Annotated in this window: 14 protein-coding genes and 1 pseudogene; 11 read left to right on the forward strand and 4 right to left on the reverse strand. The window is 69.8% G+C overall.

Annotated features, from left to right (window positions below; all coding sequences use genetic code 11):
- Window positions 1–100: 100 nt before the first annotated feature.
- The 9 genes and pseudogenes from cysD to L2X99_RS15035 all read left to right on the forward strand — a co-directional run.
- A pseudogene (gene cysD, locus L2X99_RS14995) lies at window positions 101–1,000 on the forward strand (sulfate adenylyltransferase subunit CysD); the annotation flags it as partial.
- Window positions 1,001–1,069: 69 nt separating this feature from the next.
- On the forward strand, window positions 1,070–2,404 hold the full coding sequence (locus tag L2X99_RS15000; protein ID WP_236126809.1) for a sulfate adenylyltransferase subunit 1: 1,335 nt from the start codon (window positions 1,070–1,072) through the stop codon (window positions 2,402–2,404).
- Window positions 2,405–2,468: 64 nt separating this feature from the next.
- Window positions 2,469–3,536, forward strand: a complete 1,068-nt coding sequence (locus tag L2X99_RS15005; RefSeq protein ID WP_442923454.1) for an ABC transporter substrate-binding protein — start codon at window positions 2,469–2,471, stop codon at window positions 3,534–3,536.
- 116 nt (window positions 3,537–3,652) lie between these two features.
- Complete coding sequence (locus tag L2X99_RS15010; RefSeq protein WP_442923455.1) at window positions 3,653–4,456, forward strand: ABC transporter ATP-binding protein; 804 nt, start codon at window positions 3,653–3,655, stop codon at window positions 4,454–4,456.
- Window positions 4,446–5,372: an ABC transporter permease gene (locus L2X99_RS15015; RefSeq protein WP_236126051.1), complete on the forward strand. Its 927-nt coding sequence runs from the start codon at window positions 4,446–4,448 to the stop codon at window positions 5,370–5,372. Before L2X99_RS15010 ends, L2X99_RS15015 begins: the two co-directional genes overlap by 11 nt.
- Window positions 5,369–6,154 carry a uroporphyrinogen-III C-methyltransferase gene (gene cobA / locus L2X99_RS15020; RefSeq protein ID WP_442923456.1) on the forward strand — a complete coding sequence of 262 codons (786 nt, stop codon included), beginning with the start codon at window positions 5,369–5,371 and terminating at the stop codon, window positions 6,152–6,154. Before L2X99_RS15015 ends, cobA begins: the two co-directional genes overlap by 4 nt.
- 74 nt (window positions 6,155–6,228) lie before the next feature.
- On the forward strand, window positions 6,229–7,716 hold the full coding sequence (locus L2X99_RS15025; RefSeq protein WP_236126050.1) for an FAD-dependent oxidoreductase: 1,488 nt from the start codon (window positions 6,229–6,231) through the stop codon (window positions 7,714–7,716).
- Window positions 7,713–8,078 (forward strand): ferredoxin, encoded by a 366-nt coding sequence (gene fdxA, locus L2X99_RS15030; RefSeq protein ID WP_236126049.1) that lies wholly within the window; start codon window positions 7,713–7,715, stop codon window positions 8,076–8,078. Before L2X99_RS15025 ends, fdxA begins: the two co-directional genes overlap by 4 nt.
- Window positions 8,071–8,997: an NAD(P)/FAD-dependent oxidoreductase gene (locus L2X99_RS15035; protein WP_236126048.1), complete on the forward strand. Its 927-nt coding sequence runs from the start codon at window positions 8,071–8,073 to the stop codon at window positions 8,995–8,997. The genes fdxA and L2X99_RS15035 overlap by 8 nt, the downstream gene beginning before the upstream one ends.
- Window positions 8,998–9,038: 41 nt before the next feature.
- On the opposite strand, the gene L2X99_RS15040 is transcribed toward L2X99_RS15035, so the two are convergent.
- Window positions 9,039–9,662 carry a TetR/AcrR family transcriptional regulator gene (locus tag L2X99_RS15040; protein ID WP_236126047.1) on the reverse strand — a complete coding sequence of 208 codons (624 nt, stop codon included), beginning with the start codon at window positions 9,660–9,662 and terminating at the stop codon, window positions 9,039–9,041.
- Between the two features lie 102 nt (window positions 9,663–9,764).
- On the opposite strand from L2X99_RS15040, the gene L2X99_RS15045 reads away from it, so the two are divergent.
- Together L2X99_RS15045 and L2X99_RS15050 are read left to right on the forward strand one after the other, a co-directional pair.
- Window positions 9,765–10,307, forward strand: a complete 543-nt coding sequence (locus tag L2X99_RS15045; protein WP_236126046.1) for a dihydrofolate reductase family protein — start codon at window positions 9,765–9,767, stop codon at window positions 10,305–10,307.
- Window positions 10,308–10,409: 102 nt separating this feature from the next.
- Window positions 10,410–10,805 (forward strand): VOC family protein, encoded by a 396-nt coding sequence (locus L2X99_RS15050; protein WP_236126045.1) that lies wholly within the window; start codon window positions 10,410–10,412, stop codon window positions 10,803–10,805.
- A 15-nt stretch (window positions 10,806–10,820) separates the two neighbouring features.
- On the opposite strand, the gene L2X99_RS15055 is transcribed toward L2X99_RS15050, so the two are convergent.
- From L2X99_RS15055 to L2X99_RS15065, 3 genes are all read right to left on the reverse strand, one after another.
- The gene (locus L2X99_RS15055; protein WP_236135335.1) at window positions 10,821–11,201 is read right to left on the reverse strand and encodes a hypothetical protein; all 381 of its coding nucleotides are present in this window, start codon (window positions 11,199–11,201) and stop codon (window positions 10,821–10,823) included.
- 247 nt (window positions 11,202–11,448) lie between these two features.
- The gene (gene ppsA, locus L2X99_RS15060; protein WP_236135336.1) at window positions 11,449–13,833 is read right to left on the reverse strand and encodes a phosphoenolpyruvate synthase; all 2,385 of its coding nucleotides are present in this window, start codon (window positions 13,831–13,833) and stop codon (window positions 11,449–11,451) included.
- A gap of 26 nt (window positions 13,834–13,859) precedes the next feature.
- A complete protein-coding gene (locus tag L2X99_RS15065; RefSeq protein WP_236135337.1) occupies window positions 13,860–14,702 on the reverse strand; it encodes a pyruvate, water dikinase regulatory protein in 843 nt (280 codons plus the stop codon).
- Window positions 14,703–14,762 lie beyond the last annotated feature (60 nt).

Raw genomic sequence — 14,762 nt, forward strand, 5'->3', positions numbered from 1 at the left:
TCCCCCGGTCGCCTCTCTCCCGGTCGTTGAGCGAGGAGCGCAGCGACGAGACGAAACGCCTTCAGTCGCAGGGCAGCGCGTTTCGTCTCGCTTCGCTCGCTCAACGACCGGACTCAGCGCCCTCGACCTGCTCGAGGCCGAGGCGATCCACATCATCCGCGAGGTCGTCGCCGAGTTCGAGCGCCCCGTGCTGCTGTTCTCCGGCGGCAAGGACTCGGTGCTCGTGCTGCATCTGGCAACCAAGGCGTTCGCGCCGGGCCGGGTGCCGTTCCCGGTGCTGCACGTCGACACCGGGCACAACTTCCCCGAGGTGATCGCCTTCCGCGACGAGACCGTGCAGCGCCTCGGACTCACCCTCGAGGTCGCCCGGGTGCAGGACTACATCGATGACGGGCGCCTCGCCGAGAGGCCGGACGGGACCCGCAATCCGCTGCAGACCCAGCCGCTGCTCGACGCGATCTTCCTCGGGCGGCACGATGCGGTCTTCGGCGGGGCGCGCCGAGATGAGGACAAGGCCCGTGCCAAGGAGCGCATCATCTCGCTGCGCGACGAGTTCGGTCAGTGGGATCCGCGCAACCAGCGCCCCGAGCTGTGGAGCCTGTACAACGGCCGCCACCTGCCCGGCCAGCACGTGCGGGCCTTCCCGATCTCGAACTGGACCGAGCTCGACGTGTGGAGCTACATCGAGCGCGAGGGCATCCCGCTGCCGCCGCTGTACTTCGCGCACGAGCGCGAGGTGTTCCGCCGCGACGGCATGTGGCGCGCAGTGGGCGAGGTCTCGCAGCCGCGCGTCGACGAGCGGGTCGAGCGCCGCGTCGTGCGGTACCGCACGGTCGGCGACATGAGCTGCACGGGCGCCGTGGAATCGGATGCCGCGGACGCGGCATCCGTCGTCACGGAGGTCGCCCGCTCGACCATCACCGAGCGCGGTGCGACGAGGGCGGACGACCGCATCAGCGAGGCCGCCATGGAGGACCGCAAGAAGGACGGGTACTTCTGATGACCACTGTCGACAACGTGACTCCGGCGGTCGCCCCGCGAGCGAAGCGAGACGAAACGCTCCACGGACCTGAAGGCGTTTCGTCTCGGTCGCTGGCGCTCGCTCGCAGGGCGACCGGGGGAGACGACCCTGTTCCGATTCGCGACCGCGGGCTCGGTGGACGACGGCAAGTCGACCCTGGTCGGCCGGCTGCTGCACGACGCGAAGGCGATCCTCGCCGACCAGCTCGAGCAGGTGCAGGCCACCAGCCGGCAGCGCGGCTTCGCGCACGGCGACTTCGACTTCGCGCTGCTCACCGACGGGCTGCGCGCCGAGCGCGAGCAGGGCATCACCATCGATGTCGCCTACCGGTACTTCGCGACCGACCGGCGCAGCTTCATCCTCGCCGACTGCCCCGGGCACGTGCAGTACACCCGCAACATGGTCACCGGGTCCGCCACCGCGGACGCCGTCGTCGTGCTCGTCGACGCGCGCAAGGGCATCGTGGAGCAGACGCGCCGGCACCTGGCCGTCGTCTCGCTGCTGCGGGTGCCGCACGTCATCGTCGCGGTGAACAAGATCGATCTGATCGGCTTCGACGAGGACCGGTTCCTCGAGATCGAGCTCGAGGCGGAGCGCGTCGCCGAGCAGCTCGGGCTGCGCGGCATCCACGTGCTGCCGGTCTCGGCGCTCGAGGGCGACAACATCGTGGAGCGCTCCGAGCGCACGCCCTGGTACAACGGCGACACACTGATCCAGCTGCTCGAGACGCTGCCCAGCGCGGACGAGGCCGATGCTGTGGCGTCCGATCTCCGCCTTCCGGTGCAGCTCGTGCTGCGCCCGCAGGGCGGGCTGTCGCCCGAGGTGCGCGACCCCGAGCGCTACCGCGACTTCCGCGGCTTCGCCGGGCGCATCTCGTCCGGCGAGGTAGCGGTCGGCGACCGCGTCGAGGTGTTCCCGGGCGGGCACGCGACGACGGTCACCGGCATCTTCGTGGCGGGCGAGAAGGCGGATGCCGCAGTCGCGCCGCAGTCGGTCGCTCTCACGCTCGCCCACGAGGTGGACGCCGCGCGCGGCGCCGTGATCACCGCTGCGGGAACCGCCCCGGAGGCGCGCCGCGAGGCCGTCGTCGAACTGTTCCAGCTGGACCAGCGAGAGGCCATCGCCGGCGCGAAAGTGCTCGCCAAGCACGGCACCGCGACCGTGCAGGCGCTGATCGTCGAGGTGATCGATCGCCGAGATCTGGAGACGCTGGCCCATCAGCCGGCATCCGTGCTCGCGGTGAACGAGATCGGCCGGGTGCGCCTGCGCTTCTCCGCCGACCTGCCGCTCGAGCCGTACACGACCGATCGCTCCAGCGGCTCGCTCGTGCTGATCCATCCCGGCGACGGGGCGACCCTGGCCGCGGCGACCGTCGTCGGCTGAATCTGAACCACGCCCTGCACCTGAACCACGACCTGCACCACCGAATGCCGAGGAGGCGAATACCGTGAAGAATGCTCGCAAGACCACCGCTCTGACCGCCCTGGGACTGGCCGCCATGATGCTCGCGGGCTGCGCCTCGGCATCCGCCGATCAGAGCACCGGCACGCACGATCTCGACGAGGTGCGCTTGGGGTACTTCGCCAACGTCACCCACGCGCCCGCTCTGGTGGGTGTCTCGGAGGGCCTGTTCCAGGACGCGCTCGGCGACGACGTGAAGCTGAAGACCGAGGTGTTCAACGCCGGGCCGGCCGCCATCGAGGCGCTCTCGGCCGGAGCGATCGATGCGACCTACATCGGGCCGAACCCGTCGATCAACACGTTCATCCAGTCCGGCGGGCAGTCGGCGAACGTCATCGCCGGTGCGACGTCAGGTGGCGCGGCACTGGTCGTGAACGACGAGATCTCGAGCGTCGCAGACCTGAAGGGCAAGACCATCGCGACGCCGCAGCTCGGCAATACACAGGACGTCGCGCTGCGCAGCTGGCTGGCCGATGAGGGATTCGAGACGTCGGTCTCGGGCGGCGGCGACGTGAACATCACCCCGACCGAGAACGCGCAGACGCTGACGCTGTTCCAGGACGGCGAGGTCGACGGCGCCTGGCTGCCCGAGCCGTGGGTGTCGCGGCTCGTGGTCGACGCCGGCGCGAAGGTGCTCGTCGACGAGAGCGACCTCTGGAAGGACGGGGCCTTCCCGACGACGGTGCTGCTGGTGCGCAAGGACTTCGCGAAAGAGCATCCGGATGCCGTCGACGAGCTGCTCGAGGGGCACCTCGCCTCGGTGCGGTGGCTCGAGGACAACGCCGGCGAGGCGCCGGCGGTGATCAACGGCGCGCTGGCGGATGCCACGGGCAAGGGGCTCTCCGAAGACGTGCTGGTTCGTGCGCTGCAGAACGTGACCTTCACGGTCGACCCGCACGCGGAGACCTTCGAGAGGCTCGTCGAGAACGGCCTGGCCGCGGGCACGCAGAAGAAGGGCTCGATCGAGGGCCTGTTCGATCTGCGGGCGCTCAACGCACTGCTCAAGAAGGACGGCCGGCAGCCGGTCTCGGCCGCGGGACTGGGCCGGGACTGATGGGGCGTTCACCAGCTGGGTCCCTGAGCCTGTCGAAGGGCCCCGACGACGCTTCGACGAGCTCAGCGACCCAGGCGGGTGGGTCCCTGAGCTTGTCGGGCGGTGGGTCCCTGAGCTTGTCGAAGGGCCGGCTGACGCCGAGCTTCGACGACGCCGCGCCGGTGCCGTCGCCGGCGCCCGCCGTCGCCCGCGCGGTGCGCCTCTCCCACGTGACCAAGCGGTACGGCACCGGTCCGGTGGTGCTCGACGACGTCTCGCTGGACATCGCGCCGGGGGAGTTCGTCTGCCTGCTCGGAGCATCCGGATGCGGCAAGTCGACGCTGCTGAACCTTGTCGCCGGGCTCGAGCCCGCCACGGTCGGCGACATCGAGACGCCGGCTGGCGGCGCTGCGGTGATGTTCCAGGAGTCCGCTCTGATGCCGTGGCTCACCGCGCGCAGGAACGTCGAGCTGGCCCTGCGCCTGCGGGGCGTGCCGCGCCGTGAGCGTCGCGAGCAGGCTGAGCGGCTGCTCGGCACGGTGAACCTCACCGAGGCGGCCGACAAGCGTCCGCATGAGCTCTCCGGCGGGATGCGGCAGCGCGTGGCACTCGCCCGCGCGCTCGCTCAGGACCGCTCGGTGCTGCTGATGGACGAGCCGTTCGCCGCGCTCGACGCGATCACGCGCGACCTGCTGCACGAGGAGCTGGAGCGGGTGTGGAGGGCGACCGGTCGCACGATCGTGTTCGTCACCCACAACGTGCGCGAGGCGGCCCGGCTGGGTCAGCGGGTCATCCTGCTCTCCAGCCGACCCGGCCGGATCGCGGGGGAGTGGCGCGTCCGCAACACCACCGGGCGGCGCATCGAGTCGCCCGAGGTGGCGGCGCTGGCCACCGAGATCACCGCCGAGCTGCGGAAGGAGATCGCCCGCAATGCCTCCTGAAGCCGCTGGGTCCGTGCCCGTCGACAGGCTCAGGGGCCCGTCGAAGGGCGCATCAGACGAGCTCGACACGCTCTCCGCAGGTCTCGACCGCCTGCAGTCCGACGACCTCTCACGCCGATCGCCCATCCGCGAGACCCTCTCGAAGGCACTGCCTCCGATCGTCCTGCTGTTCGTGCTGCTCGCGGTCTGGCAGCTGTACATCGTGATCGCGAACCCGCGGCCCGACAAGGCGCCCAGCCCGGCGCAGGTCGTCGCCGCCCTCGGCGACGCGTGGGCGTCCGGCCGGCTGCAGGAGGCCGTGGCGACCAGCCTCGAGCGCGGCGTGATCGGATTCCTCATCGCGATCGTCGTCGGCACCCCGCTGGGACTGCTGCTGGCCGAGGTGAGACCGATTCGGCGCGCCGCCGGCCCGCTCATCTCGGGTCTGCAGGTGCTGCCGTCGGTCGCCTGGGTTCCGGCCGCGATCATCTGGTTCGGCCTCTCCGACGCCACCGTCTACTTCGTGATCCTGATGGGAGCCATCCCCTCGATCGTGAACGGCCTGCTCTCCGGCGTCGACCAGGTGTCGCCGCAGCTGCGCCGAGTCGGCACGGTGCTCGGCGCCAGCCGCTGGCAGCTGGCCACCGAGGTCGTGCTGCCGGCATCCCTGCCCGGGTACGTCGCCGGCCTCAAGCAGGGCTGGGCGTTCTCGTGGCGGTCGCTGATGGCCGCCGAGATCATCGCCACCGGCGGGTCGATCGGCTTCGGGCTCGGCTCGATGCTCGACCAGTCCCGTGAGCTCGCCGATCTCGCGGCCGTGCTCGGCACGATCATCCTGATCCTCGCGATCGGGATCCTCATCGAACTCGTGATCTTCGGCCCCCTCGAACGGCGGATGCTGCGCAGCCGGGGCCTCATCCTGGGAGGTGCAAAGTGACCGGACGCGTCACCCTCGTCGGAGCAGGACCGGGCGATGCCGGACTGCTCACCCTGCGCGGACTCCGCGCCCTGCAGCAGGCCGACGTCATCGTCGCCGACCGGCTCGGCGCCCGCGCCGTGCTGGAGCAGCTCGCCGCGGAGGGCATCGAGCTCACCGCCGACGTGGTCGACGTCGGCAAGCTGCCCGGGCACCACCGGGTGCCGCAGGACGGCATCAACGCCCTGCTCGTGCAGGAGGCGCGGGCCGGCCGGAACGTCGTGCGCCTCAAGGGCGGCGATCCGTTCGTGCTCGGCCGCGGCCGCGAGGAGCAGCTGCACTGCGAGGCCGCCGGCATCCCCGTCGACGTCGTCGCCGGGGTCACCAGCGCGATCTCGGTGCCGGCCGCCGCCGGCATCCCGGTCACGCACCGCGGCGTCGCGGCATCCTTCACCGTCGTCAGCGCGCACGACCAGATCCAGCCGGGTGGGCCCCTGAGCCTGTCGAAGGGCGACCACACCGTGATCCTGCTGATGGGCGTGAACACCCTTGGTCACTCCGCGCACGTACTGGCCGCCGGCGAACGGGGCGCGGACTGCCCCGTCGCGATCGTCGAGGACGGCTACGGCGAGGGACAGCGCGTGACGATCGGCACGCTCGGCACGATCGCGCATCTCGCCGCCGCTCGGCAGGTGCGCTCGCCCGCGGTCGTCATCGTCGGCGACGTCGTGCGGCTGAGCCCGGATGCCACCGCCCTCATTGCCCTCTCGAAACTGCAAGCCCCCGCCGAGGCGTGGGTCTAGCGCCACAGTCTCGGCGCGGGCTTGCAGTCTCGTGAAGCTGATCCTCTCCTCACTCTGAGCACGAAAGAACCACCATGACCTCTCCTCTGAATCTGCGCGTCGCGATCGTCGGATCGGGCCCTGCCGGCATCTACGCCGGCAACCTGCTGGCGAACGCCGTCGCCGCCCTTCGACAAGCTCAGGGGCCCATCTCCGGTGTCGAGATCGACCTGTTCGAGTCGCTGCCCGCGCCCTACGGCCTGATCCGGTACGGCGTCGCCCCCGACCATCCGCGCATCAAGGGCATCGTCACGTCGCTGCACGACATGCTGGATGCCACCGCCGAGGGCGCGGAGCGCCGCACCATCCGCTTCATCGGCAACGTCGAGGTGGGCAAGGACATCGGACTCGACGAGCTGCGCGAGCGGTACCACGCCGTCATCCTCGCGACCGGAGCGATCCGCGACGCCGCGCTGGACGTGCCCGGTGTCGATCTGCCCGGCTCGTACGGCGCCGCGGATTTCGTCGCCTGGTTCGACGGGCATCCGGATGTCGCGCGCACCTGGCCGCTGGATGCCAGGTCGGCGGCGGTGATCGGCAACGGCAACGTCGCGCTCGACGTGGCGCGTGTGCTCGCCAAGCACGGCGAGGACCAGCGCAGCACCGAGGTGCCCGACAACGTGCTCGCCGGACTCGAGTCCTCGGCGATCACCGACGTGCACGTGTTCGGTCGCCGCGGTCCCGCCGACATCAAGTTCACGCCGATCGAGCTGCGCGAGCTCGGCGAGGTGCGCGATCTGGACATCGTGCTGCACGACGAGGACTTCGAGGGTGTGGATGCGGCATCCGCGTCGACCAACCAGCTGAAGGTCATGCTGCGCACACTGAACGGATGGCGCGACCGCGAGGTCGGGCAGGCGAGCAGGCGGCTGCACCTGCACTTCTGGCACTCACCGGTGGAGATCACCGGAGACGGCCGCGTGGAGGGCATCCGCTTCGAGCGCACCCGGCTCGGCGGGGACGGTGCGATCGAGGGCACCGGAGAGTTCCGCGACTACGAGGTGCAGGCGGTCTATCGGGCGGTCGGCTACTACGGCACCCGGGTCGAGGGCGCGCCCTTCGACGAGCGCCGCGGCGTGGTGCCGAACGACGCCGGACGCGTCGACGGCGAGCCGGGGCTGTACGCGACCGGCTGGATCAAGCGCGGCCCGGTGGGCTTGATCGGGCACACCAAGTCGGATGCCCTGGAGACGATCACGAACCTGATCGAAGATGCAGTCTCCGGGTCCCTGAGCTTGTCCTCCGGGTCCCTGCCCTCCGCGCGGTCCCTGAGCCTGTCGAACGGCAGGGACCCGTCGAAGGGTGCCGACGGCGCTTCGACAGGCTCAGCGACCCAGGAGTCCGACATCCTCGACCTGCTCGACGAGCGCGACACGGAGTACACGACGTGGGACGGCTGGCTCGCGCTGGATGCGCACGAGCGGCACCTCGGCGAGACGCATGAGCACACCCGTGAACGGGTCAAGGTCGTGCCGCGCGAGGAGCAGGTGGCGGTGTCCCGCGACGGGGCCCTCGTCCGATGACCTACGTGATCGCGCTGCCGTGCGTGGACGTCAAGGACCGCGCATGCATCGACGAGTGCCCGGTGGACTGCATCTACGAGGGCGAGCGGTCGCTCTACATCCATCCGGACGAGTGCGTCGACTGCGGCGCCTGCGAGCCTGTCTGCCCGGTCGAGGCGATCTACTACGAGGACGACCTGCCCGACGAGTGGCAGGACTACTACACCGCGAACGTGGCCTTCTTCGACGAGATCGGGTCGCCCGGCGGCGCGGCGAAGGTCGGTCCGTACCCGTTCGACCACCCGCTGGTGGCCGCGCTGCCGGTCCCTGCCCTTCGACAGGCTCAGGAACCGCACGAAGGGCAGGGAGACGGCCATGACTGACACCGAGTACGACGTGCTGATCGTCGGCGGCGGACCCGCCGGTCTGTCGGCCGCGCTCAACCTCGGCCGGGCGCTGATGCGGGTGCTGCTGGTCGACGCCGACCGCCCGCGCAACGCGGCGACGCTGGTCTCGCACGGCTTCCTCACGCGCGACGGGGTGCCCCCGCACGAGCTTCGTCGGCTCGCCAGGGAGGAACTCGCCGGCTATCCGGACGTCGAGGTGCGCACCCGGCAGCGGGTGTTCGGCATCTCGCAGACGGATGCCGGATTCCGGGCATCCGTGGGCCGGCGCACGCCGGACGAGGTCGTGAGCGCCCGATCGGTGCTGCTCGCGACCGGGCTGCGCGAGCACCTGCCGGATGTCCCGAACCTGCGCGGCTTCTACGGGGTGAGCCTGTTCAGCTGCGTGGCCTGCGACGCCTGGGATCTGCGCGACCGCCCGCTGGCGCTGATCGGCGAGACCGCCGACCTCGCCGCCCGTGCCCGCCTGATCTCACGGTGGACATCGCAGCTCACCGTCTTCACGCACGGTTCGGAGGCGATCGGGCCCGACGAGGAGGCCGAGCTGCTCGCGCAGGGGATCGCCGTGGAGCGCGCCCCGATCGCCGAGCTGCGCGGAGAGAAGGGCGTGATCACCGGCATCCGTCTCGAGGACGGCGTCGAGCACTCGATCGACGGAGGTTTCGTGCAGCCGCAATGGGATGCCGAGCTCGGCTACCTGCAGGACCTCGCCCCGAATACGGATGAGCAGGGGCATCTGATCGTGGATCGTTCCGGCCGCACCAGCCGACCCGGTGTCTACGCCGCCGGCGACATCGCCTCACCCGGCCCGCAGCAGCTCATGGTCGCCGCGGGCGCCGGCGCACGCGTGGCGGCTGTGATCGTGCACGACGCGGTCGGCATCACCACCACGCACTGATCCGGGTCAGTACCGGGCACTCGCAGACTGCCTGCCGCACGTCAGGAGGCGGCGTAGCGGGCTGCGATGGTCCGAGCGGCTTCCTCTATGGCCCTCTCCTGCTCGGCGTCGGTCATCGACCAGGTGCCGTGGATGAGGCGGGGCCAGAAGACGGATGACGCGATCATCCCGAGGAACTGGGCGGATGCGGTGTCGGGGTCGTCGATCTCCGCGATTCCTGCCGCGTGCGCACCGCGAAGGAAGCGCGCCAGGGCGATGAGCACAGGCAGCGTCCCGAAGTCGAAGGTGCGCTTTCGCAGCTCAGGGAACCGAGGCGACTCGGCGATCACCGTCCGCATCAGCGCGATCATCTCGGGCCGGAGCAGAAGCTCGCCATAGGCCCGCCCGAGCGCCACGAGACCGGCGCGGAAGTCGTCCGCGGGAACGTCGATGGGGACCAGTTCGGGCGCCCCGCCTGCTGCGAGCACGGTCGCCTCGAACAGTTCCGCCTTGGTCGGGAACTGTTTGAAGAGCGTCGCCTTCGAGACGCCCGCCTCCTGAGCGATGCGCGCGAGCGACGTGCGGTCGTAGCCGTTCTCGAGGAACAGGCGGGCGCCGGCGGCGAGCACCGACGCGCGGTTCGCCTCGGCCATCGCGCGATGGTAAGCGGAGTCGCCGCGGGTCATGTGACCAGTATCACATAGAGGTGGGTGCATTGACTTACCTCTTGATCGACGGTTACGGTCTAGACGTGAGTCAAGTGACTCATATCAGACGAAGGAGCAGCAATGGCCACCGTGATCGTCCATGCCACCATCACCCTCGACGGATACCTCGCCGATCCGGACGGCGGAGTCGACTGGATGTTCGGCAGGCCTTCGGCTCCCGAGGACGATGCGGTCGTGGAGCGAGTCATGAACCGCATCGGAGCAGTCGTCGGGGGTGCGAACAAGACCCGGACCATCGAGGACGGCGAACTCCCGTACGGCGGCATGCTGAAGGTGCCGGTCTACCTGATGACCCACAGCGAGCACGAGCCGATCCACCATGACGGAACCGCCTACACCTTCGTCGTCGATGACATCGGGGAGGCAGTGGCGCAGGCCTCACTGGCCGCCGGCGACGGCTGGGTCAGCCTGCTCGGCGGCAGCATCTCGCGCCAGTGTCTGCGACTCGGGCTCGTCGATGAGCTCCACCTGGATGTCGCCCCGGTGCTGCTCGGCGGCGGCATCTCCCTGTTCGAGGGTCTGGGGCAGCGGATCGAGCTCGAGCGTCTCGAGACCTCCGCGTACGCGAGCGAGACCCACCTTCGCTATCGGGTGCTCCGGTAGAGCCTCGTCGTGGTCGGACCTGGCGTGGCGGGGCGCCGTGCCGGTAGCGTCGGCCGGGTGCCTTCGCGCCGTCCGGTCGGAGGTCTTCGACAGAGGAGTTCCATGGTCTCGCGCATCGACGCCATCAACATCACCGCCCGCGACCACGAGTCGCTCGGCGCCTTCTGGCAGCAGCTGCTGGCACTGCAGGAGAACCCGGACAATCCGAACAGCCCCGGCGACCCCGTCACCGTCTTCCTCACCGAGCCAGTCGCGGTCAATTTCGTGTTCCAGCCGGTCGCTGAGGGCGAGGAGTTCGAGCCGCGCATCCACTTCGACCTGAACCCGGTCGGCAGCACCCGCGACGAAGAGGTCGAGCGGCTGCAGGAGCTCGGCGCGACGGTCGTCGCGGACCGGCGGCGCGAAAACGGCAGCGGTTACGTGACGATGAGCGATGTCGACGGCAACGAGTTCTGCATCCAGCGCAGTCCCGAAGAGGTCGCCGCAGCCGGGTACTGACGGCATGGACGCGCGCTACCACTTCGTCAGCACGTATCGGGTCTCGGGGGATCCGGCGCGGGTGTGGGGCGTGCTCAGCGACGTCCGCGGGTGGACGGTCTGGTGGCCGGGTCTCGAGAGCGTCGAGGGGCCTCCCGGGCCCGCCCGGTCCGGCGCCGTATACCGGCAGGCGGTGCGCGCGCCGCTGGGATACCGGCTCACGTACGACCTCGCGATCACGGAGGTCGAGCCGATGAAGACGGTGGATGCCGCGGTGACCGGCGACCTCGCCGGGCGCGGCCGTGCTGCCGTCGCGGCATCCGGCGGCGATGAAGCGACCGTCTGGTTCGCCTGGCTCGTCGAGACGACCAAGCCGTGGATGCAGCGGCTCTCGCCGATCGCTCGTCCGGCGTTCACCTGGGCGCATCGCCGTCTGATGGTCGGCTTCGGATACGGTTTCGCCGTCGGCATCCGGCGCCCGGCTGCTGTCAATGCAGCACTCCGAGGTGCGGCCCGCGGATGCCGGATTCTGGATGTTGCCGGGCGTTTAGTGCGCATCGTCGCGTGTATTCACGCGGGGATGTGCGCTTCGCGCGGGAGGATTCCCGGCATTCGCCCGCGCGAAGCGCACAAGTCCGCGCGAGTGCACGCCGACCGGCGGACGTCAGACCGCTACCGGCTCCCTCTTCGCCAGGCGCAGCCAAGTCTCCACGACCGTGTCGGGGTTGAGCGAGACCGACTCGATGCCCTGGCCGACCAGCCACTCCGCGAGCTCCGGATGGTCGCTGGGACCCTGGCCGCAGATACCGACGTACTTGTCGTGCCGGCGGCACGCCTCGATGGCCATCGACAGCAGCTTGAGCACGGCGGGGTCGCGCTCGTCGAAGGTGTCGGCGACGAGCGCGCTGTCGCGGTCGAGCCCGAGCGTCAGCTGGGTCATGTCGTTCGAGCCGATCGAGAAGCCGTCGAAGTGCTCGAGGTACTCGTCGGCGAGCAGCGCGTTGGTGGGCACCTCGCACATCATCACGACCTTCAGGTCGTTCTCGCCGCGGCGCAGCCCGTTCTCGGCGAGCAGCTCGACGACGGCCTGCCCCTCGGCGACGGTGCGCACGAACGGCACCATCACCTGTACGTTCGTGAACCCCATCTCGTCGCGCACGAACTTCAGCGCCTCGCACTCCATCTCGAAGCACTCGCGGAAGTCCGGCGACACGTAGCGGGATGCCCAGCGGTACCCGATCATCGGGTTCTCCTCGTGCGGCTCGTAGCGCTCGCCGCCGAGCAGATTGGCGTACTCGTTCGACTTGAAGTCGCTCATCCGCACGATCACCGGCTCCGGGGCGAAGGCGGCGGCGAGCATCGAGACGCCCTCGACGACGCGCTGCACGAAGTAGTCCCGCGGTGAGGGGTAGGCGGCGATGCGGGCATCCACCTCGCGGCGCAGATCCTCGGGCAGCGTGTCGTGCTCGAGGAGCGCCCGGGGGTGGATGCCGATCTGGCGGTTGATGATGAACTCGAGCCGGGCGAGGCCGACACCGCGGTTCGGCAGCCGCGAGAACGAGAACGCCTGGTCGGGGGTGCCGACGTTCATCATGATCTTGACCGGCGACTCCGGCATCCGGTCCAGTGCGGTCTCCTCCTCGACGAAGGCGAGGATGCCCTCGTAGACGAACCCGGTGTCGCCCTCGGCGCACGAGACCGTGACCGGCTGGCCGTCGCGCAGGGCGCGCGTCGCGTCGCCGGTGCCGACGACGGCGGGGATGCCGAGTTCGCGGGCGATGATTGCGGCGTGGCAGGTGCGTCCGCCGCGGTTGGTGACGATGGCGGATGCCCGCTTCATGATCGGCTCCCAGTCGGGGTCGGTCATATCGGCGACGAGCACGTCGCCGGTCTGGAACTCGCTCATCTGCGTCGCATCTCGCAGGATGCGCACGGGGCCGGCGCCGATGCGCTGGCCGATCGCGCGTCCCTCGGTCGCGATCGGCCCCTTCTCCTGCAGCCGGAACCGGTGGATGACGTTGGCGGATGCCCGGGACACGACGGTCTCGGGCCGGGCCTGCAGGATGTAGAGCTTCCCGTCGACGCCGTCCTTGCCCCACTCGATGTCCATCGGGCGGCCGTAGTGCTCCTCGATGACGAGCGCGTGCTGCGCGAGCTCGGTGAGCTCGGCATCCGTGATCGAGAACAGCGCGCGCTGCTCTGCGGGCACGTCGACGAAGGCGGTGCTCGCACCGGCCTGCTTGCTGTCGGTGTACCGCATGGCGATGGCCTTCTCGCCGACCGCCCGCTTCAGGATCGCGGGGCGTCCGGCGCGCAGCGCCGGCTTGGAGACGTAGAACTCGTCGGGGTTCACGGCGCCCTGTACGACGGCCTCGCCGAGCCCGTACGAGCTGGTCACGAACACGGCCTGGTCGAAGCCCGACTCGGTGTCGATCGTGAACATCACACCGGAGGCGCCGACGTCGGAGCGCACCATGCGCTGCACTCCGGCCGAGAGGGCGACCTCGTCGTGGGCGAAGTCCTGGTGCACGCGGTACGCGATCGCGCGGTCGTTGTAGAGCGAGGCGTAGACGCTGCGGATCGCGGCGATGATGTTGTCGATGCCGCCGACGTTGAGGAAGGTCTCCTGCTGCCCGGCGAACGAGGCATCCGGAAGGTCCTCCGCCGTCGCGGACGAGCGCACCGCCCAGGTGACGGTGTCGGGCTCGGCATCCGTCTGCACGAGCCGGTCGTAGGCGGTGCGGATGTTGGACTCGAGGTCTTCCGGCAGTGGATGTTCGGCGATCCAGGCGCGGATCTCGGTGCCGACCAGCGCGAGCCGGGTGACGTCCTCGACGTCGAGCCCGGCGATCGCGTCGCGGATGCGGCCACGCAGGTCGTTGTGCGCGAGGAAGCGGCGGTAGGCGTCGGCGGTGGTGGCGAAGCCGCCGGGAACACGGACGCCGAGATCGGAGAGGTTCGAGATCATCTCGCCGAGGGAGGCGTTCTTGCCGCCGACCTGGGGAAGATCGGTCATGCCGATCTCATCGAACCAGAGGATGTTGGTCATGAGGTGCTCTTTCGTCTGAAGGGTGATCAGCGGCGGAGGCCGAGGGTCTGCAGGATGACGGCCGACATCTCCTCGACGCTCTTCGTCGAGGAGTTCAGGAACGGGATGCGGTTGCGGGCGTAGAGCTTCTCGGCGCGACGCAACTCTGTGGTGCACTGAGCCAGGCTGGAGTAGAGCGAGTCGGGCCGGCGCTCATGCCGCACCTGGCTGAGGCGTAGGGGAGTGGTGGTGAGGCCGAAGCAGCGGGCCGAGTACTTCGCAATCAGTGGCGGCAGGCCGTCGGTCGGGAAGTCGTCGTCGGTGAGCGGATAGTTGGCGACGAGCAGCCCGTACTGCAGGGCGAGGTACATCGTGGTCGGCGTCTTGCCGCAGCGGCTCGGGGCGACGATGATCACGTCGGCCAGATCGAGGGCGCGAGCGCTCTGCCCGTCGTCATGCTCGATGGCGTACTCGACCGCCCGCATGCGGGCGAAGTACTCGGTGGTGTCGCCGAGCATGTGGAACTGGCCGAGCTGCTCGGATGCGGTGGTGCCGAGTGCGGACTCGAGCTCGCCGAGGTGGCCGCTGAGCAGGTCGATGTGGGTGGCGGGCACGGCGCTCACCACTGTGCGGATGGCGGGGTTCTTCGCGGTGGTGAAGACGAGCGGCTCGAGGCCCGCCGACTCGTCGGCCATGATCTGGCTGGCGACGTTGGCCGCGGCGTCCACCGTGTCGACGAACGGGATCGTGTGCTTGCGGAACACGAACCCGGGGAAGTTCGCGAGCAGGGCGTTGCCGAGGGTCTCGGCGGTGATCCCCGTGCTGTCGGAGACGAAGTACGCCGCACGCACCGGATGCGTCGGCGCGTCTGCGGCGGGAGTGGCGGCCATGCCACGACTCTAAGCGGCAGACAAGGCGAACTTTCGCCAGATCGCTGAGTCAAGAAGTCG

The organism is Microbacterium sp. KUDC0406 (assembly GCF_021582875.1).
GTDB lineage: Bacteria > Actinomycetota > Actinomycetes > Actinomycetales > Microbacteriaceae > Microbacterium.

Bases quoted from the DNA above. Each gene is read 5' to 3' on its own strand.
- fdxA (WP_236126049.1), top strand. From the start codon at position 7,713: ATGACCTACGTGATCGCGCTGCCGTGCGTGGACGTCAAGGACCGCGCA.
- L2X99_RS15025 (WP_236126050.1), top strand. From the start codon at position 6,229: ATGACCTCTCCTCTGAATCTGCGCGTCGCGATCGTCGGATCGGGCCCT.
- ppsA (WP_236135336.1), bottom strand. From the start codon at position 13,833: ATGACCAACATCCTCTGGTTCGATGAGATCGGCATGACCGATCTTCCC.
- L2X99_RS15065 (WP_236135337.1), bottom strand. From the start codon at position 14,702: ATGGCCGCCACTCCCGCCGCAGACGCGCCGACGCATCCGGTGCGTGCG.
- L2X99_RS15015 (WP_236126051.1), top strand. From the start codon at position 4,446: ATGCCTCCTGAAGCCGCTGGGTCCGTGCCCGTCGACAGGCTCAGGGGC.
- L2X99_RS15035 (WP_236126048.1), top strand. From the start codon at position 8,071: ATGACTGACACCGAGTACGACGTGCTGATCGTCGGCGGCGGACCCGCC.
- L2X99_RS15040 (WP_236126047.1), bottom strand. From the start codon at position 9,662: ATGACCCGCGGCGACTCCGCTTACCATCGCGCGATGGCCGAGGCGAAC.
- L2X99_RS15050 (WP_236126045.1), top strand. From the start codon at position 10,410: ATGGTCTCGCGCATCGACGCCATCAACATCACCGCCCGCGACCACGAG.
- L2X99_RS15045 (WP_236126046.1), top strand. From the start codon at position 9,765: ATGGCCACCGTGATCGTCCATGCCACCATCACCCTCGACGGATACCTC.